This window comes from Cellulosimicrobium sp. ES-005, assembly GCF_040448685.1.
In the GTDB taxonomy this organism is placed as follows: Bacteria; Actinomycetota; Actinomycetes; order Actinomycetales; family Cellulomonadaceae; genus Cellulosimicrobium; species Cellulosimicrobium cellulans_G.
In genome coordinates this window covers 2,659,599-2,684,856 of sequence record NZ_CP159290.1, presented here as the reverse complement: position 1 = coordinate 2,684,856, position 25,258 = coordinate 2,659,599, and the positions used below count along the sequence as shown (strand labels likewise).

Annotated in this window: 23 protein-coding genes; 12 read left to right on the top strand and 11 right to left on the bottom strand. The window is 71.6% G+C overall.

Annotation, left to right across the window (positions count from 1 at the left end; genetic code table 11):
* Positions 1–218: 218 nt before the first annotated feature.
* The 8 genes from ABRQ22_RS11785 to ABRQ22_RS11750 all read left to right on the top strand — a co-directional run bounded on the left by ABRQ22_RS11785 (position 219) and on the right by ABRQ22_RS11750 (position 12,239).
* Positions 219–404, top strand: a complete 186-nt coding sequence (locus ABRQ22_RS11785; RefSeq protein ID WP_353706865.1) for a hypothetical protein — start codon at positions 219–221, stop codon at positions 402–404.
* Positions 405–473: 69 nt separating this feature from the next.
* The gene (locus tag ABRQ22_RS11780; protein ID WP_353706864.1) at positions 474–1,010 is read left to right on the top strand and encodes an exosortase/archaeosortase family protein; all 537 of its coding nucleotides are present in this window, start codon (positions 474–476) and stop codon (positions 1,008–1,010) included.
* Entirely contained in the window at positions 1,010–2,359 is a 1,350-nt protein-coding gene (locus tag ABRQ22_RS11775) for a glycosyltransferase family 2 protein (RefSeq protein ID WP_353706863.1), read from the top strand. The genes ABRQ22_RS11780 and ABRQ22_RS11775 overlap by 1 nt, the downstream gene beginning before the upstream one ends.
* Before the next feature lie 63 nt (positions 2,360–2,422).
* A complete protein-coding gene (locus ABRQ22_RS11770) occupies positions 2,423–4,054 on the top strand; it encodes a hypothetical protein (RefSeq protein WP_353706862.1) in 1,632 nt (543 codons plus the stop codon).
* A complete protein-coding gene (locus ABRQ22_RS11765) occupies positions 4,051–6,000 on the top strand; it encodes an acyltransferase family protein (RefSeq protein ID WP_353706861.1) in 1,950 nt (649 codons plus the stop codon). Before ABRQ22_RS11770 ends, ABRQ22_RS11765 begins: the two co-directional genes overlap by 4 nt.
* 134 nt (positions 6,001–6,134) lie before the next feature.
* Positions 6,135–7,868, top strand: a complete 1,734-nt coding sequence (locus tag ABRQ22_RS11760) for an Ig-like domain-containing protein (protein WP_353706860.1) — start codon at positions 6,135–6,137, stop codon at positions 7,866–7,868.
* Positions 7,869–8,210: 342 nt separating this feature from the next.
* Positions 8,211–8,960 carry an Ig-like domain-containing protein gene (locus ABRQ22_RS11755; RefSeq protein WP_353706859.1) on the top strand — a complete coding sequence of 250 codons (750 nt, stop codon included), beginning with the start codon at positions 8,211–8,213 and terminating at the stop codon, positions 8,958–8,960.
* Positions 8,961–9,209: 249 nt separating this feature from the next.
* Positions 9,210–12,239 carry a sigma-70 family RNA polymerase sigma factor gene (locus tag ABRQ22_RS11750; RefSeq protein ID WP_353706858.1) on the top strand — a complete coding sequence of 1,010 codons (3,030 nt, stop codon included), beginning with the start codon at positions 9,210–9,212 and terminating at the stop codon, positions 12,237–12,239.
* Here ABRQ22_RS11750 and ABRQ22_RS11745 read toward each other — a convergent pair.
* Together ABRQ22_RS11745 and ABRQ22_RS11740 are read right to left on the bottom strand one after the other, a co-directional pair.
* Positions 12,223–13,788 carry a response regulator transcription factor gene (locus tag ABRQ22_RS11745; RefSeq protein WP_253051481.1) on the bottom strand — a complete coding sequence of 522 codons (1,566 nt, stop codon included), beginning with the start codon at positions 13,786–13,788 and terminating at the stop codon, positions 12,223–12,225. The two genes, ABRQ22_RS11750 and ABRQ22_RS11745, sit on opposite strands and share 17 nt — an antisense overlap.
* Before the next feature lie 193 nt (positions 13,789–13,981).
* Positions 13,982–15,682 (bottom strand): cadherin-like domain-containing protein, encoded by a 1,701-nt coding sequence (locus tag ABRQ22_RS11740; RefSeq protein WP_353706857.1) that lies wholly within the window; start codon positions 15,680–15,682, stop codon positions 13,982–13,984.
* 232 nt (positions 15,683–15,914) lie between these two features.
* On the opposite strand from ABRQ22_RS11740, the gene wecB reads away from it, so the two are divergent.
* Genes wecB through ABRQ22_RS11725 form a run of 3 tightly spaced genes read left to right on the top strand, consistent with a single transcriptional unit; the run spans position 15,915 to position 17,572 of the window.
* Entirely contained in the window at positions 15,915–17,102 is a 1,188-nt protein-coding gene (gene wecB / locus ABRQ22_RS11735; protein ID WP_353706856.1) for a UDP-N-acetylglucosamine 2-epimerase (non-hydrolyzing), read from the top strand.
* Between the two features lie 12 nt (positions 17,103–17,114).
* Positions 17,115–17,339: a hypothetical protein gene (locus ABRQ22_RS11730; protein ID WP_253054891.1), complete on the top strand. Its 225-nt coding sequence runs from the start codon at positions 17,115–17,117 to the stop codon at positions 17,337–17,339.
* Positions 17,336–17,572 carry a hypothetical protein gene (locus ABRQ22_RS11725; RefSeq protein ID WP_353706855.1) on the top strand — a complete coding sequence of 79 codons (237 nt, stop codon included), beginning with the start codon at positions 17,336–17,338 and terminating at the stop codon, positions 17,570–17,572. The genes ABRQ22_RS11730 and ABRQ22_RS11725 overlap by 4 nt, the downstream gene beginning before the upstream one ends.
* 13 nt (positions 17,573–17,585) lie before the next feature.
* Here ABRQ22_RS11725 and ABRQ22_RS11720 read toward each other — a convergent pair whose 3' ends face one another.
* Entirely contained in the window at positions 17,586–18,242 is a 657-nt protein-coding gene (locus ABRQ22_RS11720) for a sigma-70 family RNA polymerase sigma factor (protein WP_253054889.1), read from the bottom strand.
* Between the two features lie 352 nt (positions 18,243–18,594).
* Between ABRQ22_RS11720 and ABRQ22_RS11715 the strand changes: the two genes are divergently transcribed.
* Positions 18,595–18,987: a hypothetical protein gene (locus ABRQ22_RS11715; protein WP_353706854.1), complete on the top strand. Its 393-nt coding sequence runs from the start codon at positions 18,595–18,597 to the stop codon at positions 18,985–18,987.
* 71 nt (positions 18,988–19,058) lie between these two features.
* Here ABRQ22_RS11715 and ABRQ22_RS11710 read toward each other — a convergent pair whose 3' ends face one another.
* The 8 genes from ABRQ22_RS11710 to ABRQ22_RS11675 all read right to left on the bottom strand — a co-directional run bounded on the left by ABRQ22_RS11710 (position 19,059) and on the right by ABRQ22_RS11675 (position 25,157).
* Positions 19,059–19,229, bottom strand: a complete 171-nt coding sequence (locus ABRQ22_RS11710; protein ID WP_353706853.1) for a hypothetical protein — start codon at positions 19,227–19,229, stop codon at positions 19,059–19,061.
* Positions 19,229–20,062 carry a class E sortase gene (locus tag ABRQ22_RS11705; RefSeq protein WP_353706852.1) on the bottom strand — a complete coding sequence of 278 codons (834 nt, stop codon included), beginning with the start codon at positions 20,060–20,062 and terminating at the stop codon, positions 19,229–19,231. The genes ABRQ22_RS11710 and ABRQ22_RS11705 overlap by 1 nt, the downstream gene beginning before the upstream one ends.
* A 344-nt stretch (positions 20,063–20,406) precedes the next feature.
* Entirely contained in the window at positions 20,407–20,646 is a 240-nt protein-coding gene (locus ABRQ22_RS11700; protein ID WP_253054881.1) for a BldC family transcriptional regulator, read from the bottom strand.
* Positions 20,643–21,032 (bottom strand): hypothetical protein, encoded by a 390-nt coding sequence (locus tag ABRQ22_RS11695; RefSeq protein ID WP_353706851.1) that lies wholly within the window; start codon positions 21,030–21,032, stop codon positions 20,643–20,645. Before ABRQ22_RS11695 ends, ABRQ22_RS11700 begins: the two co-directional genes overlap by 4 nt.
* A gap of 132 nt (positions 21,033–21,164) precedes the next feature.
* A complete protein-coding gene (locus ABRQ22_RS11690) occupies positions 21,165–21,686 on the bottom strand; it encodes a hypothetical protein (RefSeq protein WP_253054877.1) in 522 nt (173 codons plus the stop codon).
* Between the two features lie 136 nt (positions 21,687–21,822).
* Positions 21,823–23,088, bottom strand: a complete 1,266-nt coding sequence (locus ABRQ22_RS11685) for a DUF4143 domain-containing protein (RefSeq protein ID WP_253054875.1) — start codon at positions 23,086–23,088, stop codon at positions 21,823–21,825.
* Positions 23,089–23,277: 189 nt separating this feature from the next.
* Entirely contained in the window at positions 23,278–24,801 is a 1,524-nt protein-coding gene (locus tag ABRQ22_RS11680; protein WP_353706850.1) for a cation acetate symporter, read from the bottom strand.
* Positions 24,798–25,157, bottom strand: a complete 360-nt coding sequence (locus ABRQ22_RS11675) for a heavy metal transporter (protein WP_353706849.1) — start codon at positions 25,155–25,157, stop codon at positions 24,798–24,800. Before ABRQ22_RS11675 ends, ABRQ22_RS11680 begins: the two co-directional genes overlap by 4 nt.
* Positions 25,158–25,258: the final 101 nt, after the last annotated feature.

Below are 25,258 nucleotides of genomic sequence, written 5' to 3'. Positions count from 1 at the left end.
CCCGCGAGGGACGGGTCGGTTCCGCGGCTGAGCTCTTCCGGGCCATGTCTGGACAGACGCCGCCGACGCTCGAGCAACTCTATGTGACGTACATCACATCAATGCCCCATCACCGGGCTCCGAGATCCCCCGTCTGTACCCCCGAGCGACGGGCTCCACGTCCGTCGCGACTCGAATCCGCGCAGGGCGTCCCGCCCGGCTCTACGGAAGGGCAGTCCATGTACAACACCCCTGGAATCAGCACCGGCATCAGTGGGGCCACCGCGGGTGCCGGTGCGCTCGCAGTGACGGGTGCCACGACGTTCGCCTACGTCGCGCTCGCCATGGCGCTCGTCGTGGGAGGTCTGCTGCTGCTGCGGACCTCGCGCCGCCGACGTGAGGCAGTCGCTGGGGCCGAGGCCTGACCCGTGAGCGCCGCGGAGGCGACCGTACCGCTCGTGCCGGGGAGCGTCTCGCGTGTCTTCGACCGGGTGATGCGGTGGACGCTCGCCGCGGCGCTCGTCGTCGGTTCGGTGGTGGTGATCCTGCATGCGCAGGCGTTCCGCCAGCTCGAGGCGCGACTCGCGGGCGAGGTCACTGGCTTCGTCTTTGCGCGAGAGGTGCGGGTCATGACGTACGAGCCCGTCCTTGCGTTCGAACGGGTCGCGGGTGACGACGGCACATGGTTCGCGCTGCGCATCACCCCCGACTGCAGCGCGCTGTACTTCCTGGTCCCGCTCGCGCTCATCGCGGCGTTCGTGCTCGCTACAGGGCGTTCGAGCGTCGTCAGGATTGTGCTCGCGACCCTGGGGGCGGGGGTTTTCCTCGAGCTGTTGAACGTCGTGCGTGTCGAGGTGATGGTGCTCTCGATCGTCCGCTGGGGGGCTGAGGTGTTCCAGTGGGTGCACGACACGCTCGGTTCGGCGCTCATGCTCGGTGGACTCACCGTCGCACTCGTGCTCTTCTTCCGGCTTGGGTTCTTCGGTCGGCGCGGTCGCAGGACGCGCGGGGCGCAGGGTGAGCAGCCGTGATGGTCGTGCTCGACATCCTCGCGCGGGTCGTCATCAGCATCTCGATGGTCTACTTCATCCTCCTGATGGGCTCAGGACTCGTGCAGCTGCGCCGCGCGCGGGCGAGCCTCGGGGTGCAGGGCCAGGCGACCTACGGGTCGCGCGACTCGCGGGCGCACGAGCACCTCGATGTCTACTTCCTCGTCCCCTGCCTCAACGAGGACGCCGTGATCGGGCAGACCGTCTCGGCGCTGACGCTCCTGGCCGGCACGACCACCCTGGTCATCGACGACGGCTCCGACGACGACACGGCCCGCTGCGCCGAGGAGGCGGGGGGAGATCGGGTCCGGGTCCTGCGCCGCGTGCTCCCGGAGGCGCGCAAGGGCAAAGGTGAGGCGCTGAACAACGGGATCGCGTGGGTCCGTGACGACGTGGCGGCGCGGGGACTGGACCCCGGGAAGGTCGTCGTCTGCGTCATGGACGCCGACGGGCGGCTCTCGGACCACGCTCTCGAGCACGTCCTGCCGCTGTTCGAGGACGAGAACGTCGGGGGAGTGCAGCTCCAGGTGCGCATCCGCAACCGGGGTTCCTTCCTCACCCGGTACCAGGACTACCAGTTCTGGGGCATCGCCGCGGTGACGCAGTTCGGGCGCCAAGCAACGGGCACCGTCAGCCTCGGCGGCAACGGGCAGTTCGCACGGTTGTCGGCGTTGGACGACGCGGGCGAGAAGCCGTGGTCCGCCTCGCTGACCGAGGACCTCGATCTCGCGATCACGCTCGCGCTGAAGGGGTGGGAGCTGCAGACCACGCCGCACGCCTCTGTCGACCAGCAGGCGGTGGAGAAGCTCCCCCTGCTCGTCAAGCAGCGGACCCGCTGGTACCAGGGGCACATGATGGCGATCAAACGTGTCCCGGAGATCTGGCGCGCCCGTGACCTGAGCAACGCGAAGGCGCTCGAGCTCACGTCGTACTGCCTGGTCCCGTGGGTGCTCGACCTCCCGTGGTCGATCCTCTTCCACTACTGCCTCCTCATGCTCGGGCTGAACTGGGACCAGATCGCCGTCGTCGCGGGCGGTGACAGTGTCGCGGTACTCGTGCTGGCGACGGTGTTCTACCTCTTCGCCTTCCTGCCGGCTCTCGCGACGGGATGGGTGTACTACCGGCGGGACAAGCGGTGGGGAGTGCTCAAGAGCCTGCTCATGGGCAACTCGTTCATCCTCATGAACTACCTGTCGTTCGCGTGCGTCTGGAAGGCACTGGCCCGCATCCTGCGTGGCGAGACGTCCTGGGACAAGACCGCCCGCGTGCGCGAAGGTGCAGCCGCCGTCGACGGGCCGAGCCCTCAGCCCGTCGTCGCGACCGCTGGCTGAACGCCTGGCATGCCCGAGCAGGACCGCCCGTCACGTCCGGCCGGGCGCTCCGTCAGTCGGGGCATGACGACGACCTGGAGCCTCATCGAGCCTGACGAGGCGCGCAGCACCGACCCGACCACAGAGAGCTCACGGCGGCACGTCCGCACCGATCCCGGCGTCGAGTCCGACCGCCCCCGGGGGCTCGCGGTCCTCCTCGGAGGGATCGTGGCGCTGCTCGTCGCGGTCCGCGCGCTCGTGCCGGGCCCGATCGGGCTTGCCGACGACGGTGGCGCCGTCCGGTACGCCTGCCAGACCGGGCTCACGGCAGATACGGCGGGCGGCCCCCGCTTCTTCGACTTCGCGATCCTGCGCTGGTCCGTCGGCGATGCGGCCACCGGGAGCGAGGGGTGCCCCGCGCACGCGAGCAGCGTGACGTGGCTCGCGGGAGCGCTGCGGTGGATGACCGGGCTCCTCGGCCAGGACGTCGTCGACCTGCGGGTCGTCTCGCTGCTCTACGCGGCGCTCTGCGGCCTTCTCGTCGCCCTCGTCCTGCTCGTGATCGGCGGCTCGGTGCGCCGCCAGGTGGTCGTCGCAACGGGTCTGCTGCTCGTAGTGGCTGACGCGGCGTTCGTCGGGTTCGCGGGGTCGCTCTACGCCGAGTCGACGGCGGTGCTGGGCGTGCTCCTGCTCGCCGCCGGGCTCGTCCTGGTGGACTCCCGGGGTCCGCGGGCGTGGGTCGGGCTGGTGGTCGCCGTGCTCGGGTCAGCCCTGGTCGCCGGAGCGCGGTCGACGACCGCGGTGCTGGCGGTGCCGGTGGCCATCTACGTGGCGATCGTCTGGTGGCGACGCGGGAGCCGCATTGACCGTCGACGGTGGGCGGCGCGCCTCGCGCACCACGGGGTGGCCGTGGCCGCCGTCCTCGCACTGGTCGCACCGGCCGTCTGGACCGTCGCCGGAGAGTCGGAGCGGGCACGGGTCGCGGAGACCTGGGCGATGCTGACGCAGCGCGGTCTGCTCGATCCGGAGGCGGCGTCCGCGGAGCTGCGTTCCACCGGGCTGACGCCCGGCGCGGTGGACCTCGCGACGACGTCGCCCACGACGTTCGAGAGCAGCGACGAGCGAGAGGCCAACGCCGGCGTGCTCAGGCCGTCGACCGTGTGGTCCTTCCTCCTCGCCCATCCCGGACGGGCCGTCAGCGCGCTAGACGACGCCGCGCGCGACTACCTCACTCCTCGACCGGCAGGTCTCGGTTCCTACCCCGTCGATTCGCAGATGCCGCCGAAGGCCCAGGATAACCGCGTCGTGGTGGTCTCGTCGGTCACGGGATGGTTCGCGGGCGGAGGGCTCATCGTCCTCGGTGCCGGCTGGGCGCTCGTCGCGCTGGCGGCGTTCCGGCGCGCACGGTCCACGAACACCGTCGCGTCGACGCGGAGCGCCGCACGGGCATCCCTCGTCCTGCTCGCCGGGTCCATGCTCGGAACGGCCACGGTCGCGTTCGGCGTCGGCGTCGCACCCGACCGGGCGGTGGTGCCCGCTGCCCTGAGCGGGCTGCTAGCGGTGGTGCTGCTGGTGGCGTCCCGCCCGAGCGGTCCGTCCCCTGTCGTCGCGGGCTTGCGCTGGGCGGCGTCGCGCGGCGCGACCGCACTCTCGGGGGCGAGCACGGCACTGCGGGAGAGCGCGGCACGGCGCGGGTCGGACGGCGCGCGCCGGTGACGATCACGCGAAGCATGGTCGGCGCTCCTGCGGGTGTGGTCGACGTCGTCCCGAGCAGGAGTGCCGGGCATCACGACGACGTCCCGCTGGCGTCGACGTACTACCGCGCCATCGACGGGCTGCGTGGCGTCGCGGTGCTCTCCGTCGTCGTCTACCACACCGGGCTGTACGAGGCCGGGCTGTTCGGCGTCGACGTGTTCATGGTGCTCTCCGGGTTCCTCATCACGCTGACGCTCCTGCGCGAGCGGTCGCGTCGCGGCCGCGTCGGCCTTGGTGCCTTCTACCGCAGGCGCGCGAAGCGGCTCATCGTGCCGCTGCTCGTCGTCCTCGGGGCGTCGGCCCTCGCCGTCGCCCAGCTCGGGCGCGCGACGGACGCAGACGTGTTCGCGCGACAAGGGCTCGCCTCGCTGCTCTACCTCGCCAACTGGGAGCAGATCCTGCGCGGTGACGCCTACTGGGACGCGACCGGAGGCGTGCCCGGGCCCCTTGCGCACATGTGGTCCCTGTCGATCACCGAGCAGTTCTACCTCGTGTGGCCCCCGCTCCTCGTGCTGATCCTGTTGCTGGTCCCCGCGTGGCGTCGGGTTCCCGTCGTCGTCGGGACGCTCGCCGGAGCCCTCGCGGTGGTGACGGGCTTCGCCACCGCGCTCCTGTACGACGGGACGAACGCCGACGCCCTCTATCTCGGCACGCACACGCACGGGTCAGCGCTCGCCGTCGGTGCCGTGGTGGCGGCGCTCGTCGCCGATGGTGCGCGGCGCGCGGCCGGGGTCCGGACCCGTCGCCAGCGGATCCCCTCTTGGTGTGGGGGTCTGCTCTCCGCGGTGCTGCTCACGGCCCTCGTCGTCGTTTCGGTCCTCACACCGAGCTATCGGGAGCCGTGGCTCTACGCGTCGGGTGGGCTGACGGTCGTCGCGCTCCTGGTGGGTCTGCTCGTCCTGTCCCTCACGCGCGAGGACACCGTGGTCGCGCGTGCGCTCGGGGCGGCGCCGCTCGTCGGCATCGGGAAGTTCTCCTATTCGTTGTACCTTGTCCACGTCCCCGTGCTCTGGGCGCTCTCGAAGAGTCTGCCCGACCCGCGGCCGATCGTGCTGCTGATCGTCGGGCTCCCGTTGTCGATCGTGCTCGCGGCGTTCCTCCACCACATCATCGGCGAGCCTGCCCGTCTGCGCCGGTGGAGCCGGGCGGGGGTCACGGTGTTCACGGCTCTGGCCGTGGTGGTGGTCGGTGGAGTGGCGGTGGTGCCGAGACTGGTGGACTCGACGCAGGGCGAGGGCGCGCGCCGGGTTCTTGTCGTGGGCGACTCGCTCGGGCACGACGTCGCGGACGCGCTCGTGCTGTACGCGCCCGGGCAGTTCACGGTGACGGACGCCGCGTTCGACGGGTGCGGCATCTTCGGTCAGGACACGAGCCGGTCGGCGGAGAGCGACGTGGACCAGGATCCCGGAGCGGGCTGCAACCCGTGGGAGCCGCGGTGGGCCGCGGCCGTCGACGAGCACGACCCCGACGTCGTCGTCGTCACCCTGGGTTGGGACGCGACCCGCATGCAGTTGGACGGACGGTGGATGGACGCGTGCTCGGCGGAGTACGCCGCGCACTACGACCGCCAGCTGGAGGTGGCGCACGAGGTCCTCACCTCCGGGCGCGACGGTCGCCAGGTGCTCTTCACCTCGTCCCGCCGGCACACCAACGTCGTGACGCCGGCGTGGGCGGAGTGCCACACGGCCCAGCTCCGTGCTTTCGCCGAGGACCATGCCGACGTCCACGTGCTCGAGCTCGACGAGCAGGTGTGTCGTGATGATGCCTGCATCCAGGAGACGCCCGAGGGCGACGCCGTGTACTTGGACACGGTGCACTTCACGCGCGCCGGCCTGGCGTGGATCGCGCCGTGGGTGGCGGCGGAGATCGACGCGGTGACGGCAGAGCAGGGAGACGGAGACGCGTAGCGCGCTGCCTCACCTGCTGCCTCACCCCGTCACCGGCGGGTCGATCTCCCGTCTGTTGGTGTGACCTCCGTCTCCGACGGTGGTTGCACGGCGTCGGGGGCGAGGTGCTCCCGGCCTGACAGGAAGAGAACTCGATGAGAACCACACTGCGAAGGACGGCACGCGCTGCCGTGATCGCCGGTCTGTGTGGAGGGCTCGCGCTCTCCGGGTCCGCCATGGCCATCGCCGCGCCTGCGACCGGTGACCAGACCCAGTCCAACCTGCTCTACTCCGTCGACGGCGGGACCACCTGGTCCGACACCGTCACCGCCCAGCGTGGCCAGCAGGTCCTGGCCCGCCTGTTCTACGACACCACCAAGGACACCCCGGTGACGGGCACGTCCCTGACCACCCAGATCCCCGACGGATTCACCTACGTCCCCGGCACCACCCGCAACGTCCTGGCCCCCGGCTCCGACGTCACCACCGGTACCGTCGGTGCCGAGACCAAGGCCACCGCCGTCGCCGACTCCGTCTGGTCCGGCGACAACCTGCAGGTCTCCCCCTCGGCCGGGTTCAACGGCGAGTCCAACGCTTCCCAGACCGGCATCCTGCGCAACGGCATCAAGCGCTACCTCAACCTGCACCAGTGTGACTTCGTCCTGCGCAGTTCCACGGGTACCGAGCGTGATCAGTTCCGGTACGTGACCAACCTCGGCGGGGGCAACTGGGGTGCCGGAACGAACGCGTCGAACACCGCCGACTCCGCGGCGAGCTGTGGCGCCGGTGGGGCGGGGGATGCGGGCGGCACGTGGGTACTGCGTAACAGCCAGGTCGCGGCGCTGGACCTCCTCGGCAACCGTTACGTGAACCTCCAGGAGTGCGACTACGTGATGCCGAGCGTCGGCCGCGGCGACGTGGCGCGCTGGGTGACGAACCTGGGCGGCGGCAACTGGGGTGCCCCGTCGACCGCGGCGAACGCGCCGAAGGCCGCGGGCGACTGCGGGCCGGGTGGGACGAACAACGGTCTGACGTGGGAGCTCAACGGCGACCAGGTCGAGGTGCTCGACACGCTGGGCAACCGGTACGTCAACCTTCACCAGTGCGACTACGCCATCGCGTCGGACCTGACCGGCAACCCGCGCTACCGCTACACGACCAACGCCGGGTCCGCTACGGGCAACTGGGCTGTCGGGACGAACGCGTCGAACGCCGCCGACGCGGCGGCGCTCTGCGGGCCGGGTTCCGCGGGCTGGGAGCTGAACGGGCAGGGCGTCCGCGCGCTGGATCTTCTGGATGCGGCGCGTGGTCAGGGGTTCATCGAGTTCGCGTTCACCTCCGAGGTCCCCGACCCGCCCGCGTGCGAGCAGACCGTGACCGAGCCCGCGATCACCTCCACCCGTCAGGGTGTGCTCAACGGCACCGGGACCGGCACCCCGACCTCCACCGCCGCCATCACCCTGGCCGAGTACACCGCCACCGGGGACCCCTGCCCCGACGAGCTCCAGGCAATCACCGACGAGTACACCACCGTGCAGGACACCACCTTGACCGGCAACGTCCTGGACAACGACGTCATCCCCGCCGGATCCACCATCACCGTCACCGGCCCGGGCGCCGGCCCCTGGCACGGTGACCTGGTCCTGAACGAGGACGGCACCTTCACCTACACCCCGGCCCCCGGGTACGTCGGCACCGACTCGTTCAGCTACACCATCACCGACCAGGACGGCAACACCTCCGTCGGCACCGTCAACATCACCATCACCGAGGACGAGAACGGCATCCCCCTCGTCGCCCCCGGCGCCGCCGCCACCGCAGGCCTGCTCGGCCTGGCAGGCCTCGGCCTCGGCTACACCCGCCGCAAGCGCGAAAGCCAGGTGATCTGACCCCACCACCACGCGCCTCTCCTGACAGCGGCCCTCCCACCACCCGGCGGGAGGGCCGCCGTCGCGCGCCCCGCCCGCGGTGTGGAAGCGGTATGGAATCGGGAGCGACCCCGAGGAGGGCGTCATGGGCAGTCCGTCGTGCCGTCGGTACAGCCGAACGCCGGGCACCGGTCCGGCGCACGAGCACGGGAGGTCTCGATGACAGCACGAGCGCGGGTGTCATGGCGGCGGAGGGCGCTCGGACCGTCCGCCGGAGCGGTAGGTCTGGCGACGGCGGCCCTGGTCGGGTTGGCCGGCGTCGCGGCGGCCGCACCCGTCACGGACGTTGTCGACGGCTCCGGGATGAGCGGGACGTTGGAGTCCGGGGTCCGCTGGGAGTCGACTGCGGAGCTCTCCGGTGGACAGGCCACGTTGACTCAGGGGCAGGAGGCCACCGTCTCCTTCTCGGAGCCGGTGGAGCTCGAGCTCACGATCTGGAGCCTTCAGGACAACGCGGCGGGGCAGGAGTGCGTCTCCGTCTCGGAGGCTCTTGATCCGGTGAGCATCAGCGCCCGGCACCGCTGGGACCCGGACACCCGTCAGCTCTGCGGCGTGGAGAACGTGTCCGGCGCGGCGAGCGTGTTCGAGGGTTCCGCAGTCGAGCAGGTGACCGTGACGGCGACCGGGTCCAACGCGACGCACGCGCGGCTCCTCGGTGACCTTCGCGTGACCGTGGAGCGGGACGCCGCAGAGCTCGTCGACGACGCGGCGGCCACCGTGACCGGTGCGGGGACGACGATCGACGTCCTGGCCAACGACGTCCTGCCCGAGGGGTCGAGCCTGCCGACGGTCGAGGCCGCATCCGCTCACGGAGGCGCGGTCACCGTGACGCCCGAGGGGCTCGTCGTCTACACGCCTCCCGCCGGGTTCGTCGGCACCGACTCGTTCACCTACCAGGTCGTCGGGCCGGACCGGGTGGCGCGCTCGGCGACCGTGACCGTGACCGTGACCGAGGATGAGAGCGGCGTCCCGCTGGTCGCGCCGCTCGGGTCCCTCGCGGCCGGTGTCGGGGCTCTGTCCTTCGTGGCGGTGCGGCGCCGGGCACGCCGCTGACCGACGCGCGCTCGCGCGGCGGATGACCGTGGCGCGTCCCGGTGTCGGGGCGCGCCACGGTCGTGTCGTGGCAGCGCGGCCAAGGGGCGGAGGTGTGGGCCGGGTGAACCGGTCAGACCGGCTAGATCGGCCGAAGTCGGAGAGGTATGGTCCGGTGGGGATTGTGCACGTCCAGTGCCCACCGCGCCGTGAGGATCAGCACACATGCGCGGTGATACCGTCCGTCCAGGTGTCACGAGGTGTCCGAGCATGCTTGATCGCGCAGAGAGCGGCGCGTCGCAGACCTCGCTCGGCTGGGCGGAGCTCCACGATGACCGGCTCGTCGACGCGCTGCGAGCAGGGCAGGACGCGGCGTTCACTGAGCTCTACCGTCGGCACGGTCCCGCGGCGCTCGGGGTGGCCCGGCGCGTCCTCGGAGCGGGACCCAGCGCCGACGACGCGGTGGCGGAGGCCTTCACCGCGCTGCTGACGAAGGCGCGCGAGGGCGGCGGACCGACGAGCAACGTCCGTTCGTACCTACTGACGTCCGTGCGCAACGCGGCGCTGAGCCACGTCCGCTCGCAGGAGAGGGTCCGGCCAGCGTCGCATGAGGCTCTCGACGGCCCGGCGCACGACCCCGACCGCCTGACCGTGGCCGAGGACGTCTCCCTCGTGCGTTCGGCGTTCGGCACGCTGCCGGCCCGCTGGCAGCAGGTGCTTTGGTACCTGGACGTGGAGGGCATGACGCCGGCTCAGGCGGCGCCGATGCTCGGCATCTCGCCGAACGCCGCGTCGTCCCTGGCCCGGCGAGCGCGCGACCGCCTGCGCCACGGCTATCTCCAGGCCCACGTACGGCGGGCCGACCCCGGGTGCGCGGACTTCTCGCCGCACCTGGCGCGGTACGCGCAGGGTGGTCTCACCCCGCAGGTACGGCGGCGCATCGAGACGCATCTGACGACCTGTGCCCCGTGCACCGCAGTCGTTGAGGAGCTGAGCGACCTCCGCGGTCGTATGCGCATCCTGCTCCTGCCCCTTGGAGCCCCGGCAGTGCTGGCAGCGTCGTCGGACGGCCCGCGTTCGCCCCGGGCGGGCAGGTCGGCGCTGGGTGGTCGGTGGGCGGCACGGCGCCGCACTCGTGGCGCAGCCGCCGGCGCCCTCGCCGTGGTTGGTGCGTCCGGGACGATGGCCTCCGCCCGTCCCACGGACGACGGCTCGGACGGCCCGGCCGACGATCTCGCGACCGGTGTGCTCGGTAGCCCGCCCGAGGGCGTGGTCGGTGGTGTGGCAGGCGTGCACGAGGCGGACGGCGTGGACCGGGCGACGGCGGCAGTACCCCTGGGGGGCGAGCGAACAGGTGCCGCAGCAGGGGCTGCGGCGGCCGTCGTGGCGGCTGCTGGGGCGGAGCGAGGTCCGTCGGCGCTCTCTCGTCGGGGACGCCGCCGTGGGGTGGGCGGCGCCGCAGGTGCCAGCGCCGTCAGACAGCGCGACGGCGCGTCGTCGGGCGGTCTGCTCCTGCTTCCTATCGTGGGGTGGTTCGGGGAGTGGCCGCGGTGGTGGTCCGCGGTGGTGGGGACGGTGCGTCACCCGGGGCGCTTCGTGCGCCGGGTGTGGTGGTCGCGCCCCGCGCGGACCTGGCCCTGGTCCGTCGGTGTGGTGTCGACGGTGCTCGTCGTGCTCCTGGGTGTGGCGGCATCGGGGATGCTCCCCGTCCCGGTGGTCGTCGCCCCGGTCGGTGCGCCGGTGGCCTCCGACGGGGCGGGCCCCGCGGATGCTGAGTCCGGCGTGGAGGTCGACGAGGGTGACCCGTCGGTGCCGACCGAGGCTCAGGGGAGCGGTGCGGTTCCGACGCCGGGAGAGCACGGCTCTCCGGTGGGCGCACCGGACGGCGCGGGCGGGGAGGGGCAGGGCACCAGGGACGGCTCCGGCGCGCCGGGCGACGCTGCACCGCCCGGGGTGCCTGGGTCGCCGGGGGCGGTAGATCCCGGCGGTTCGACGACGTCCCCGGACGTGGTCGAGCTCGACGTCGTCTTCGAGGATCTCGGAGACCTCGCGCCCGGGCGCCCCGGGGTCCTCGGCGTCACCGTCACGCACGCCGGCCCGGCCTCGGTCGCGACCGTCGTGCTCGAGGTGGTGCTGCCCACCGGCGTCGCCCTCGACTCTGCCGACCTCGGGCGGGCTTCTTCCGACTGGACGTGCAAGGCGTCGGGCGCTGGTGCTCTCTGTACGGTACGCGGGCTCGCCCTCGGGGCGGCCTCGACGCTGCTCGTCCCCGTCGTCGTCGCACCGCACACCACCCAGGGCGCGGTTCCCGTCACCGTCCGGCCCGCAGACGGGCAGTCGGACGCGGTGTTCAGCCAGGACGTCGTGGTGCGGGACTCGCCGCTCGCCGCGCGCTACGTCGCGGTGGGGGACGTCGGCGTCACCCAGGTGGGGGCCCCGGTCCTGCATTGCCCGCCGTCCGACAGCAGGTGCGCGAGCGTCGTCGACGGCACCGCGACCGGGACCCTGCAGGACAACAAGGCGTGGCAGATGGTGACGGTCGACGAGCTGGGCACGGGAACGCCGTCGTCCCGGGCTCGTCTCGACCTGCCGTCCGGCAGCGAGATCGTCAGCGCGCGGCTGTACTGGGGCGGCGAGTACCGCACCGGCATGTGTGACGGGTCCGTCGGGACGGTGCGGCTGGCCTCGCCCGGTGGATCGCTCAGGCAGCCCGTCGGCGCGGTCGTGGTCGAGCGTGCGCCCGGGCGCGACTACGCGGTCTACCAGGCCAGCGTCGACGTGACGGCGCAGGTCCGGGCCGGGGGGTCGGGAACCTGGGGGGTCGCCGACGTGTGCGCGGCCGGTGGCAGCGGGTCGATGGCCGGGTGGGCACTCGTGGTGGTGCACCGGGACCCGACCGGCACCGCCTCGAGACTCGCGATCGTGAACGACGGTCTCCTGGCTGTCACCAAGGGGGACGGAGGCCGCGAGACGGTCGTCGCAGGTCGCGCAGGGTCGCAGGCCCGCATCGGTGCGGTCGCCTGGGAGGGCGACCGCGCGACCGGTGGGGACCAGCTCTTCCTCGACGGCACCGCGCTGGTACCGCTGCGGTGGACCGGATCCGGCCCCGGCGCGGTCGGATCGGGCAGCAATGCCTTCGACTCGACGGCGTGGGGGTCGTCCTACGCGAACTCGCTTGGTGTCGACGTGAAGCCGTTCCGGCCGGCAGCGCTGCTCGCCTCGCGTGCCGCGCTGCGTGCCGTGAGTACGGGGGACGACTTCTGGGTGGGGGCGCTCACCGTCGTCACGGGTGGGTCATGAGCCCGGGCCGGACGACGGGGTCGAGCAGACCGGTCTCGTGCGCCCTCCGCAGTGCGGATGCCCTGTCGTGCACTCCCAGCCGGCGGTAGATGTCGCGCACCTGCGTCTTCACGGTGTTCGCCGACACGAACGACCGACGGGCGATCTGGGTGGCGGTGAGCCCCTGCGCGAGCATGCTCAGCACCTCCGACTGCCGCTCGGAGAGCGTGGCAAACGTCGGCTCGACCGGTTCGCGTGCCGTGCGCGCGAGCTCCTCGACGACGGGGTGCCCGAACAGGCGCGCGGCAACGCGAAGGACGGCGGGCGATCCCCAGCGCAGCGGGAAGGACCCTCCGGTGCGGCGGACCGTGTCGAGAGCGTGGGCAAGCTCGCGGTGGGCGTCGTCATCGGATCCGAGCGCGAGGTGCGCGTCCGCGCTGAGCAGGCGCGCCTCGATGCGAACGCGTGGTGAGGCGGAGTGGGCGACCGCTGGGTTGCGGACGGCGGCGAGGGCCTCGCGGGGGCGCCGATGGGCGAGGCAGAGCCGCGCCGTCAGGAGCGAGTGCGCAGCGGGCTCCTGGTCGAGGAGCTCGGCCACGAGCTCGGCGCTCGTGCCGCGGCCGTGCTCCAGGTACAGGCGCCCGAGGTCGAGCGCGAGCAGAGGGGGGATCGGCCGGGGTCGGTGCGGGTCTCGTGCGACGTCACCGGTGTGGGCCGCGGGAGAGCGCTGCAGCAGCGAGGCGTGGAGGCCGTCGAGGGCGACGGCGGGCGTCGGGCTCAGGGCGGCGTGCCAGGTGTCCAGGTGCAATGCGACGAACCAGAGGTCCGTCGCCCAGTGCGCGTCCCGGAGGCAAGGGTCGGCGACAGCGCCGGTGGGGACTGTTGCTTCGAGGAGCGCGACGTTGGTGGCGAGGAGGAGCGGGTCGCCGAACGTCTGCCGCCACCACGGTGGTGGCGAGGGGAGCAGACAGGCCTCGGCGATCCAGCTCTGCGCGCGGTGGCGTTGCGCGTCGAGCGCTAGCGCGAGGGCTGCGGCCTCGGCGGCCGCCCGTGCCAGTCTCGCCGCCCCGGTGGAGATCGACAGCCGGTACGCCTCCTCGGCGTGGAGGAGTGCCTCCGTCGTCCGTCCTGCCTCGAGTGCGCTGACGAAGGCCTGGAGCATGACCAGGACCCGGGGCCGCGGGAGCTCGGTGTTCCTCGCCCGCAGGAGCCACTGCGAGGCGGTCGCCGACGAAGGACCGGGCTGCCCCGCGCGTCGTTGGTTGGCCGTCCGGATGAAGGCGGACAGCCCGGACAGGGTCTCGTCGGGGGAGATGCTGGTGGCCCGGTATTGCGGGTGGGTGGGCATCGGGCGTGTCACGGACACGAGGTCGAGGAGGTCGGAGGGGACCGACGGCGGGTCCCCGGCGAGCACCGCGGCCTGGACATCCTGGAGGGCGGTGCCGTCCTCCTCGTCGAGCAGGCCGGTCCAGCAGTGCTCCAGCACGCTCCGTGCGGCGTCGGTGTCGCCTGTCCGGATGGCTCCCAGCAGCGTATCGACCTCGCTCGCGTTGGTGGTTCGGGTCGGCATCGCCTGACACTCCACTGTGCAGTCCTCCCAGATTCCCAGCGTGAAGCCGATATTTCCGATTCGGTGGGGTCTTGCACCACTAGGACGCCGAGCCTCACAGTTCGTGTCGTGTGATGCGGGTCACATGCAGCACGGCGGCCCTCCCGCCTGGTGGTGGGAGGGCCGCTGTCAGGAAGTGGATCGGTTGGTGGGGTCAGATCACCTCGTTCGTGGTCTCGCGGCGGCGGGTGTAGCCGAGGCCGAGGCCGGCCAGGCCGAGCAGGCCTGCGGTGGCGGCGGCGCCGGGGGCGATGAGGGGGATGCCGTTCTCGTCCTCGGTGATGGTGATGTTGACGGTGCCGACGGAGGTGTTGCCGTCCTGGTCGGTGATGGTGTAGCTGAACGAGTCGGTGCCGACGTACCCGGGGGCCGGGGTGTAGGTGAAGGTGCCGTCCTCGTTCAGGGTGAGGTCACCGTTCCAGGGGCCGGCGCCCGGGCCGGTGACGGTGATGGTGGATCCGTCGGGGATGACGTCGTTGTCCAGGACGTTCCCGGTCAGGGTGGTGTCCTGCACGGTGGTGTACTCGTCGGTGTTCGCTGCCAGCTCTTCGGGGCAGGGGTCCCCGGTGGCGGTGTACTCGGCCAGGGTGATGGCGGCGGTGGAGGTCGGGGTGCCGGTCCCGGTGCCGTTGAGCACACCCTGACGGGTGGAGGTGATCGCGGGCTCGGTGACGGTCTGCTCGCATGCCGGGGGCTCAGGTGCCTCGGAGGTGAAGGCGAACTCGATGAACCCCTGACCACGCGCCGCATCTAGAAGATCCAGCGCCTGAACGGTCTGGCCCTGGATCACGTAGCCGCCGGAGAGGTTGTTCTCGCACGCGGGGGTGGTGTCGGCGCTGTTGGAGGCGTTGGTGCCGACGCCGATCCAGCTGGGTGTGGTCACGTTGTACGTGACCGAGTTCGAACCGTTGGACACCTGGCATTCGTGCAGGTTGACGTACCGGTTGCCGACGAGGTCCAGCGCTTGGACGTTCTGCCCCTGGATCACATAGTTGCCGGAGAGGTTGTTCTCGCACGCGGGGGTGATGTCGGCGCTGTTGGAACCGCTGGTCCCGATCCCGATCCAGTTCGGGGTGGTGACGTTGTAGGTGACCGAGTCCCTCCCGTTGGAGACCTGGCACTCGTGCAAGTTGAGGTACCGGTTCCCGAGAAGGTCGATCGGCTCCACGTTTTGCCCCGAAACGTAGTAGCCGCCGGAGAGACTGCCCTCGCATGAGGCCGAGCTGTCTGCCGAGTTGGAGGTGTTGGTTCCGACGCCGATCCAACTGGGCGTGGTGACGTTGTACGTCGCAGCGTTCTGGCCGTTCTGCACCTGGCACTCGTGGAGGTTGAGGTAGCGCTTGGTGCCGTTGCGCAGGATGCCGGTCTGGGAGGCGTTGGACTCGCCGTTGAACCCGGCCGAGGGGGAGACCTGGAGGTTGTCGCCGGACCAGACGGAGTCGGTGACGGCGGTGGCCTTGGTCTCGGCACCGACGGTACCGGTGGTGACGTCGGAGCCGGGGGCCAGGACGTTGCGGGTGGTGCCGGGGACGTAGGTGAATCCGTCGGGGATCTGGGTGGTCAGGGACGTGCCCGTCACCGGGGTGTCCTTGGTGGTGTCGTAGAACAGGCGGGCCAGGACCTGCTGGCCACGCTCGGCGGTGACGGTGTCGGTCCAGGTGGTCCCGCCGTCGACGGAGTAGAGCAGGTTGGACTGGGTTCCCTCGCCGGTTGCCGGGGCCGCGTTCGCGAGCGTGGCGCTGCTGAGGGTGAGTCCGGCGCACAGGCCGATTACGGCGGTGGCGCGGGCGGCGCGTCCTAGGGAGTGGCGCGCCCTTGTTCTCAGTCCCCTATCTGCGGGGGGGGTAAAGGACATGTCTTTTCCCTTTCCGTGTGCCGGTCTGTGGGCGCGTGTGTGCCGTGACCGGGTTGGGCTTGCTCTGGGGTAGACGGTGGGTCGGGGGTGGGTCTGACGGTGTGAACCGCAGGGTGAGCCCATCGACCGAGCCCGGCCTGTATCGGCACGGCATCCCCCCGTCATTGCGCTCGGTCGTTCTCGTCTGTCCCGCTGCACGGGGCGTTCCGGGACGATGACGAGGAGCAAGACGATGAGCACTGATGGCAGCCGGCGCAGGATCGCCGTGCTCTACGGGACGAGGCCCGAGGCGGTGAAGATGGCGCCCGTGGTGGCGGCGTTGCGGGCGTCTCGTGATCTGACGCCCGTCGTGGTCACGTCGGGTCAGCATCGCGAGATGCTCGACCAGGTGAACGACCTGTTTGGGATCGTTCCGGACCACGATCTGGGGCTCTTGCGGCACGGTCAGTCGCTTGACGACGTCGTGGCCGGCGCTCTCCAGGGTTTCGGTGCTTACCTGGACCGTCACCCGGTCGACGCGGTCGTGGTGCAGGGGGATACGAGCACCGCCTTCGCGGGGGCGCTCGCCGCGTACCACCGCCAGATCCCGGTCGTGCACGTCGAGGCCGGCCTGCGGACCGGTGACGTGTACTCGCCGTTCCCTGAAGAGGGAAACCGAAAGTTCGTGGGGTCGGTCGCGGCACTGCACTGCGCCCCGACCGAGGCTGCGGCCCACAACCTCTACGTCGAGAACGTGCCGCGCGAGAAGGTCGTCGTCACGGGCAACACCGTGATCGACGCCCTGCTGCGTACGGTCGAGCGGCAGGGCTCGACGGGCGACCCGGTGATCGATGTGGCCGTGTCCCAGGGGCGCCGTATTGTGCTCGTCACTGCGCATCGTCGTGAGTCGTGGGGTGCGGGGATCGGGGAGGTCGCGGGGGCGTTGGTCCGCGTCGCCAACCTCTACCCGGACGTTCTCGTGGTCCTCCCGATGCATCGCAACCCGCTCGTGCGAGACGTCGTCGTCCCGATCTTGTCCGAGGTGCCGAACGTCCACCTGACCGAGCCCATGGACTACGCGCCGTTCTGTCATCTGCTCGCGCGCTCGACCGTCGTGGTCACGGACTCGGGTGGCATCCAGGAGGAGGCGCCGGCGGTCGACGTGCCAGTGATCGTCACGAGGGACACGACGGAGCGGCCCGAGGTCGTCCAGGCCGGCGGCGCGGTCCTCGTCGGCACGGACCAGAACCGCATCGTGCGCACGTTGCGCGAGCTGCTCACGAACGAGCAGTTCCACGCCCGCATGGCTCGTGCCGAGAACCCGTTCGGGGACGGTAGGGCGGCCGAGCGTACGGTGATCGCGCTACGAGCGATGCTCACAGCGCGTGGAGCGGCCACCGATGCCGGGGCGGCGGACCGCGCCGAGATCCTGGTCTCGTAGGTAGTGGTCGCGATGACGCTCTGGGGAGCGACGAGCGATCCTGCCGACCCGGACTGCGGTCTGCTGACGTCCTCGACCGCGTCCCGGCTGTTCGGCGTGGACGAGACCGTCCTCGTCGAGCTCGGTCGACGCGGTGCGTTGCGCACCCTGCGAGCATCGGACGGGCGCGCGCTCTACACGGCGGGCGACCTGCTCGATGTCGTGCGCAGCGGGTCCCCGCGGGAGAACGACCGATGACGGCGGACCTTCCTACCTACACGGAGACGTGGCCTCTCCTCACCTCGGCAGACCGGCGTCGCCTGGACGAGCTCGACGCGGCGCAGCGGGAGATCCTCGAGCGGCTCCTCGCGGTGCCGGCGGACGAGGTCGACGCGCCGCTGTTCGCCGAGCTCCAGGTGGAGAGACTGCGGGTCTATCGGACGGTGGTGAGTCACGCGGGCGGCAGATCGTCTCCGCCGCCCGCGGGATAGCGCTGGTGCCGGCTCAGAGGCCGGCCGCCTCCGCGCCTCGCAGTCGCGCGGCCGTGCGGCGCGCCTCCCGGTTCGCGTCCATCGTGCGACGCACCGTCGCACGAGCGCGGACGAGGAGCGCGGAGACGGCGTTCGGAGTCGTGTCGAGCTCGGTCGCGAGCTCTGCCACGGTCCGTCCGGCCATGGCGACCTGCCAGAGGACGTAGCGCTGGCGTTCCGAGCAGCCGGACATGCCCTCCACGGCCTCGTCCAGCTCCACCGAGCTCGTCGCGTGCGAACCGAGGTCGTAGGCCGAGGGGACGTCGACGGCCTCGTCGATCTCCACCGTCGGGAGCGTCTTGCGTCGAGAACGGTCGGTGGCGGCGTTGCGCACGGCCCGGGCGATGTAGGTCCGTGCGTACTCGACGGGTCCCTGACCGCGTCGGAAGAGGATGAGGATGCGGGTGAAGGCCTCCGCCGCGAGGTCGTCCGCTTCCCACTGGGAGCGGGTGTAGCGGCGGGCGACCACCAGGGCGTACGGGTAGTGCCTGCGCCAGAGCTCGGCGACCGCCTCCTGGTCTCCCTCGCGTGCACGCTCGCAGAGCACGGTGTCGGTATCGCCCGTGTCGAGGTGGCGCGGTGCATACCGGCGCCCGGTCGTCGTCTGCTCGTCGGTAGTGCTCAGGTCCATCCGTGGTGCCCCGTCCTCAGATGCTCGTCGTGGCCGCGCCGCCGCCCCGACGAGGCAGGTCGTGTGTGACTTCACCCACTGAGATGCGAGACGGTGCACATCGTGTCGCGGATCGAGGTGGTGATCGAGAGGGTGATTCAACATGCCCGGAAGGGGTGAGGCAGGGATGCTCTCGTGCGGTGTCGAGGCTGGTCAGGGTGTTGGGGGTCGGACGAGAGCCGAACGGCGGGTGCATGAGGCGGGGCGAGGGACGGTGCCGGGATGCGGCACCATCACACGTCGGGCCACGTGAGGACGGAGGCGACACGAGTCGTCCTCCGGAACGGAACGGTTGGACAGGGGTGGATGGAATGTGCCTGAGGAGAAGCACGTGACGGTGCGGGAGAGCGTGGCGATCTGGGCAGCGGGGACGGCCGTGGTCGTCATGCCGCTGAGCGCGAGCGTGTGGGACACGGAGGCCGACGCCGCAGCAGACGACGGGTACTGCCCGGTGCGCGTGGAGTGGCTCCAGGAGCTGCGCACGACGTTGGACGCCGATCACCAGGTGGTCTGTGCGCCGCTCGAGGATCCCGACTGGCTGGTCCTCCCGGAGGCAGACCTCGCGCAGGTCCGCCGTGTCCTCCGGGAGGAGGGGTACGACGTCGTGGTGGCCGACCCCGTGGCGGAGATGCCCGGTGCCGGGGGTGCGCCGGTAGAGCTCGAGATCGACGATCTTCTCGGGAGCGTTCCGCTGCCCGAGCAGTGAAGGACGGACGCCCCCCCGCTTGCGCCGCGGTCCTCGACGCGCTCGGAGCCGCCACGAGAAGCCGGATCCGCTCAGTCGGCGGCGTCGGTCTGGATGTTGGGGTCGTTGAACGGCATGTACTCCGACAGGAGCGGGAAGAGCCACTCGAAGCACGCGAGCACGACGGCGGCCAGCAGGACGAGCAGGATCCCCGCCCGGACCCACGCGGGCCCGGGCAGCACGCGCCACAGCGCCCCGTACATCACGCGCTCCCTTCAGCGGCAGGAGCCGTCTGGCCGACCAGGTCCGGCGGCGTGCCGTCCTCGACCGGCATCCAGTAGTCCAGCTTCGCGTTGACGATGAACCGTGCCACGAGCGAGTTCAGCCCGATCGGGTGGCACGTCGTCAGGGTGAGGTACCGCTCCGTCGGCTCGACGCCGGGCTGCCACGGGACGGGCGCCACGGCCTCCACCTGGTCAGGCTTGACCGCCTGCAGGTGGTCCACCCGGTACACGTACCAGATCCCACCGGCCTCCACGACGATCGGGTCGCCGACCTGCAGCTCCTCCACGTCGTGGAAGATCTTGCCGTACGTCTGCCGGTGGCCCGCGAGGGAGAAGTTCCCGACGTCGCCCGGCATGACCGTCTCCGCGTAGTGGCCCGCCTGGCCCTGGTCGAGGATCGTCCGCTTGTCCGTCCCCTCCGCGATCGGCATCATCTTCCCGTCCCACCGCGGCACGTACAGCGTGCCCCACACCTCGCCCAGCGCCAGCGCCTCCATGACCGGAGGCTCGTCCCGCCGGACGGTCGTCGCGACGTCGCCCGCGTCCGGCGTGGGCGCACCCATCTCCTCCAACACCTGCGCCTGCACCCGGTCCGCCTGCACGTCCGTCCACCACAGCTGCCACACCACGTACAGGCCCAGCACGATCCCGAGCGTGATGAGCAGCTCCCCGAGAACACCCACGACCGACGACACCGCACCACGCCCGGAGCCCGGTCCGGTGGCGGCGCGACGATGGTGCGGAGGGGGTGGGGGGAGCGGACTCCCGGCGGCCATCTCCTCGAGCTGGTCCCACAGCGTGGGATGCGTCATGGTCTGCTCCTCGTCCGCAGAGGCCCCCGAGGCGTGCCTCTCTGTGAAGACAGACTGGTGAAGCGGACGGTCATGGCGGACCACCGTGGGTGAACTGGCAGGTGAAGCTTGTCGGTAGCGTGCCGCGCCCCCGTCACGCAGGGAGCCACCGGGCGTCGCTCGAACCCGCGGACAGGGCGCGGTGGGACGGACGCGCATCTCGCGGCCGTCCGTGAAGCTGGGGAGGCCCCGCAGGGCCTCTGAGCTTCTTCAGCTGCCCAGCGCGAGCAGCAGGGAGGCCGCGACGCAGCAGAGACCCGCCGCGCAGACGGCGGCTGCGAGCCATGTGCCGAGTCGCGATCCCGTCACGACGGTGTCTCGCTCGTCCGGCCGGTGCGTGCGGATTCGATCAGGCGCTCGATCTCGTCGGCGTCGAAGCGTCGGTGGCCACCGAGCGTCCGGACGGACGTGATCTTGCCCGCCTGGGCCCAGCGGGTGACGGTCTTTGGGTCGACCCGGAAGAGAGCCGCCACCTCGGCCGGGGTGAGCAGTGACGGCCGTTCGCCCTCGTCGCGGCCCGCGGCCGCGCGTCGTCGTGCGATCATGCGGCGGCTCCTACGGCCGTGGCGGGCACGGGGTCGAGGTCGTCTCGGTCGAGCGGCTCGGCCGAGCGGAAGGCTCGCGCGAGCAGCGGGTCTCGTACCCCGAGATCGGGCTGGGGAAGCCACGCGAGCAGTGCGAGATCGAGGTCGTCGGCCACTGCCGCCGCAGCGCGCGCCCGGCAGCCCGGTGGGACGCCGAGCGCGCGGAGCGTCGCGCACAGGTCCTGCACGGCCAGGTAGAGAAGGGCCGCGTCCGCTCCGGCCGCGTAGGCCTGGCACAGCGGCACGATAGCGTCGACGACCGTCCTGCTGAACAGGCCGGTACGCCGCCAGTGCAGGCGCTCCACCCGGTTCACGTACGCCCCGATCTCGTGCACGAAGTCATCCACGCCCGTCCGCCTCTCTCCGGTCGACCCCCCGCTCCACATCAGACGTCGCCCGCGCTCGTTGCGACCGGTCGGACGAGGGTGATGAGTGGGATGAGATCGGGCGAACACGGCCGAACCGGCCCGAGCAGGGCTTCACGAGTCCTCCGCGAGGCTGCGCAGGTCCGGCCGGTTCGCCGCGGTCAGCCCGCGGAGTGCACCGGCGGCCCTGAGGACGCTGTCCGTCTCGCCCACGCGTGCGGCACACAGGCCCGCCCAGAGCAGCTCGCGCGCGAGGGCCTCGCCCGTCACGGTGAGCGGGGCGGCCTCCACGACGACCATGGTTCGCAGGAGGCGGGCCACCGGAGAGCCGTGACCGGGGTGGTCCGGTGGGCACTGCAGCACGGTCGTCGTCCGGACGTCGATCGCGTGCGAGAGGGCATGGCGTGCCGAGCGGCTCGCGCCGAGGAGCAGTGGGGTACGGCCCCACCACCTGCGAGGCCGGGCGTCGAGACGATCGTGCAGGTCCTCCAGCTCGTCGGGCGTGAGCACGGGCGCCAGCACGGTGTCCACCCGCTGGGTGGTGGCGCACGGCAGCGCTCGGTGGCGCGTCGTGGTGAGCGTGGCGTACCCCCAGATCGTCGGGAGCGCAGCCGTCGTCGAGCGTGCCAGTTCCATGTCCCGTCCTCCCACGTGCGGGCCCACCCCGTCACGTGTTCAGACGGCGCTTGGCTCCTGCCGTGACGGGCGTCACGCGAGGCCGAGGTCGGGGGCCGTGGTCGTCGCCCCCCCGCCAGGTCACCGATCGTGACGGTCAAGGACCCAGCAGCGCGGCCGGTACGACGGCGATCCCGTCCCGCCGCCGATAGGCGTGGGGCCCGGGCGTGACGACGGCCGCGTCGAGGAGGTCGGCGCCGATCCTGTCGCGGAGCCATGCGAGGTGCCGGACGTCGTGGTCGGTGACCGTGGTCGCGAGCTTGACCTCGATCGCCAGGACCCGGCCGTCCGGACGCTCGACGATGATGTCGACCTCGTGCGCGCCGTCAGCCGTCCGGAGGTGACGTACCCGTGCTTCGGACCGTTCGGCATAGACCTGGACGTCCAGAGTGACGAGGTGCTCGAACAGCGATCCGAGCAAGGTCCCGTCGCGCAGGTTGGGGACCGGGCCGTCGCTGCCCCCGAGAAGCGCGGACTGGTCTGCACCGAGCAGATGAGCGGCGAGACCGGGGTCCGCGAGCTGGTGCTTGGGTCCGCGCGCGAGCCGGGTGAGGTGATTCCTGCCTGGGAGCCACGCTTCGACGGGATCGAGCATCCAGAGCTGTTCAAGCACGTCGCGGTACGCGGTCACGGTGCTCCGAGCGGGCTTCTCGGAGAGGCCGGGTGTGGCGGCGTCAAGGATCCGTTGGTAGGTCGCAGTCGTCGACGTCGCGGCTGCATAGGCCGTGAGCCACGCGCGCAGGACGCCCGGGCGACGCACGACGAGTCCTTGCTCGGGGAACGCCCTCGTGACGATCAGGTCCACGTATCCCTCGAGCCGGTGCCGACGGGCTCGCGGCGCGAGGGCGTGGATGTCCGGGAACCCGGAACGCACGATCTCGTCGACGTAGTCACGTGTGCCGCGTCTCGACGACCCGGTGATCTCGGGCCGAGACCCGTCCAGCAGGTCGCCGAGGCTGACGGTGGGTTCTGCAAACCCTCGCTCCAGGAGGCTCATGGGACGCATGCGAAACGTGACGAACCGGCCTGCCCCGGAGTGGACGGGTGCTTCGAGGGGGACGGAGCTGCCGGTCAGCAGGTAGGTCCCGATGCCGTCGTCGACCGCTCGTCGAACCACGTCCCACGACTCCGGGACCCGCTGCCACTCGTCCACGAGCAGCGGGTGCTCTACGGCGCGGATTCGTGCCGGGTCGCTGGCGAACAACTCACGTTCGCGAGGATCGTCCAGGCGCATCACCGTGCGGGCGCGTTGTTGCGCGGTGGCTGTCTTCCCCACGCCTTTCGGCCCGTGGAGCTCGATCGTCGGCAGCTCTGCGACCAGCTCGTCGAGCACGTCGTCGATGACGCGCCTGCGGTAGTCCATCACTGATCGGCTCCCTGGTGCTCGCGTGCTCCCGGCCCCGGTAGAGAACCGACCAGGAGGCTCGTCGGCCTCCTACGCTACAGATTTCAGGACTCTTACGCTACAAATTTCATGCCCTCCACGCTACAGATTCCCGGCCCTTCTACGTGTTCCGGTGCTCGCGTCCTCACCCTGCCTGTCTGCCGGGGGTCACGGCCGGCGGCGCTCCCGCACGTGCAGGCGCTGCAGGAACCGGTCGGTGCGTAGCGGCGGGCCGTGCCGGTCGAGCAGCGACACGACGACGACGGTCGCGGTCGCGAGCGGGATGGTCCAGGCCGCGGGCTGGGCGAGCAGCGCGCGCACGACGCCGGGGACGCCGTCCGCCGTCGCGCCTGACGAGACCGTCCCGTAGCCCGCGGCGACGAGCGCGGACGAGGCGAGCAGCGCCGTCGCGCACAGGACGGACCCCACGATCATCCCCGCCACCGCGCCGCGCGCGGTGAGGCGGCGCCACCACACGCCGAGCAGGATCACGGGCGACAGCGCGGAGGCGGCGAACACGAACACCGTCCCGACGCTCGTCACGAGCCCCTGCGGGATGGTGACGAGCGCGAACGCGAGCGGGATGAGCGTGCACACGACCGCGGACCACCGGAACGACCGCACGGTCCCGCCGAACAGGTCCTGGCTCACGACGCCCGCGAGCGCCACGACGAGCCCGGACGACGTGCCGAGGAACGCCGCGAAGGCCCCGGCCACGACGAGCGCGGCGAGGAGCTCGCCCCCGAGGCCGGGGACGAGGCGGGTCGGCAGCGTGAGCACGACGGTGTCGGCGACGCCGGGCGCCGCGAGGTCGGGCGCGACGACCCGCGCCACGAGCCCGAGCGTGCTCGACACCATGTAGAACACGCTGATCATGACGAGCACGACGACGGTCGTGCGGCGGGCCGAGCCGCCGTCGGGCGACGTGTAGAAGCGCACGAGGACGTGCGGCAGGCCGGTCGTGCCGAGCAGGAGCGCGAGCAGCAGAGACACCGTCGCGTAGGCGTCGAGGCCGCCGGGACCGGCGTCGTGGGGGAAGACCGCCGCGGGGTCGAAGACGACGGTGGCGCCGCCGGGCTCGAACGCCCCGCCCAGCGCCATGAGCACGAACACGAGGGGCAGCGCGAGCGCCGTGAGCTTGACCCAGAACTGGAACGCCTGGACGAACGTGATGGAGCGCATGCCGCCCGCCGCGACGACCGCGCTCACGACGACCGCGATCCCCACCGACCCGACCCACGGCGGGACGGGCGCGACGCTCGTGATGACGAGCGCCGCGCCATGGAGCTGCGGCACCACGTACAGCCACCCGATGACGAGCACGAGCACGCTCGTGACGCGGCGCGCGACGACGGAGTCGAGCCGGGCGTGGACGAAGTCGGGGATCGTGTAGGCGCCGCTGCGGCGCAGCGGGCCCGCGACGAACAGCAGGACGAGCAGGTAGCCGGCCGCGTACCCGACGGGGAACCAGAACGCCTCGGCGCCCGAGAGCAGCACGAGCCCCGAGAGGCCGAGGAACGTGCCCGCGGACAGGTACTCGCCGCTGATCGCCGACGCGTTCCACACCGGCCGCACCGTGCGCGAGGCGACGAAGAAGTCGCTCGTGGTGCGCGAGATGCGCAGGCCGTAGAACCCGATGAGGCCGGTCGCGAGCAGCAGCAGCCCGATCGCGACGAGGGGCAGCGCGCTCACGCGGCGCCCGCCTCGTCGGGTCCTGCCTCGTCCGGGCCGGCCTCGGCGGACCCGCCCGATCCCTCCGCGAGCGCGCGGTACCGCCGCTCGTTGCGCGCCGCCCCGACGGCGAACACGACGGCGAACGCGACGATCACGGGGTAGAAGCCGTACGCGTGCACGAGCCACGGGAGCGGGACGCCGGCGACCGCCACCGCGTCCAGCGCGGGCACCGCGCTCATCGTCACCGTGAGCAGCGCGACGACCGCGAGGAACGAGACGACGCACGCGAGCCCGAGCCGGAGCTGCGCCCGGACGAGGCCGCGCGTGTAGTGCGCGGCGGCGTCGTCCGGCTCCTCGGGGCGACGCGGGGACACCGTGAGTGTGCCCGACGACGGTCCGCCCGACGCGACGCCGGCCGGGGGATCGGTCGACCGGACGCGCACGCGCTCGGGTCGACGCCCGTCGGGCGCCGCAC

What these genes read in the sequence shown, in the direction of transcription:
- ABRQ22_RS11785 (WP_353706865.1), top strand. Translation starts at nt 219, where the DNA reads ATGTACAACACCCCTGGAATCAGCACCGGCATCAGTGGGGCCACCGCG.
- ABRQ22_RS11780 (WP_353706864.1), top strand. Translation starts at nt 474, where the DNA reads ATGCGGTGGACGCTCGCCGCGGCGCTCGTCGTCGGTTCGGTGGTGGTG.
- ABRQ22_RS11775 (WP_353706863.1), top strand. Translation starts at nt 1,010, where the DNA reads ATGGTCGTGCTCGACATCCTCGCGCGGGTCGTCATCAGCATCTCGATG.
- ABRQ22_RS11770 (WP_353706862.1), top strand. Translation starts at nt 2,423, where the DNA reads ATGACGACGACCTGGAGCCTCATCGAGCCTGACGAGGCGCGCAGCACC.
- ABRQ22_RS11760 (WP_353706860.1), top strand. Translation starts at nt 6,135, where the DNA reads ATGAGAACCACACTGCGAAGGACGGCACGCGCTGCCGTGATCGCCGGT.
- ABRQ22_RS11755 (WP_353706859.1), top strand. Translation starts at nt 8,211, where the DNA reads ATGAGCGGGACGTTGGAGTCCGGGGTCCGCTGGGAGTCGACTGCGGAG.
- ABRQ22_RS11750 (WP_353706858.1), top strand. Translation starts at nt 9,210, where the DNA reads ATGCTTGATCGCGCAGAGAGCGGCGCGTCGCAGACCTCGCTCGGCTGG.
- ABRQ22_RS11745 (WP_253051481.1), bottom strand. Translation starts at nt 13,788, where the DNA reads ATGCCGACCCGAACCACCAACGCGAGCGAGGTCGATACGCTGCTGGGA.
- ABRQ22_RS11740 (WP_353706857.1), bottom strand. Translation starts at nt 15,682, where the DNA reads ATGTCCTTTACCCCCCCCGCAGATAGGGGACTGAGAACAAGGGCGCGC.
- wecB (WP_353706856.1), top strand. Translation starts at nt 15,915, where the DNA reads ATGAGCACTGATGGCAGCCGGCGCAGGATCGCCGTGCTCTACGGGACG.
- ABRQ22_RS11730 (WP_253054891.1), top strand. Translation starts at nt 17,115, where the DNA reads ATGACGCTCTGGGGAGCGACGAGCGATCCTGCCGACCCGGACTGCGGT.
- ABRQ22_RS11725 (WP_353706855.1), top strand. Translation starts at nt 17,336, where the DNA reads ATGACGGCGGACCTTCCTACCTACACGGAGACGTGGCCTCTCCTCACC.
- ABRQ22_RS11720 (WP_253054889.1), bottom strand. Translation starts at nt 18,242, where the DNA reads ATGGACCTGAGCACTACCGACGAGCAGACGACGACCGGGCGCCGGTAT.
- ABRQ22_RS11710 (WP_353706853.1), bottom strand. Translation starts at nt 19,229, where the DNA reads ATGTACGGGGCGCTGTGGCGCGTGCTGCCCGGGCCCGCGTGGGTCCGG.
- ABRQ22_RS11705 (WP_353706852.1), bottom strand. Translation starts at nt 20,062, where the DNA reads ATGACGCATCCCACGCTGTGGGACCAGCTCGAGGAGATGGCCGCCGGG.
- ABRQ22_RS11700 (WP_253054881.1), bottom strand. Translation starts at nt 20,646, where the DNA reads ATGATCGCACGACGACGCGCGGCCGCGGGCCGCGACGAGGGCGAACGG.
- ABRQ22_RS11690 (WP_253054877.1), bottom strand. Translation starts at nt 21,686, where the DNA reads ATGGAACTGGCACGCTCGACGACGGCTGCGCTCCCGACGATCTGGGGG.
- ABRQ22_RS11685 (WP_253054875.1), bottom strand. Translation starts at nt 23,088, where the DNA reads ATGGACTACCGCAGGCGCGTCATCGACGACGTGCTCGACGAGCTGGTC.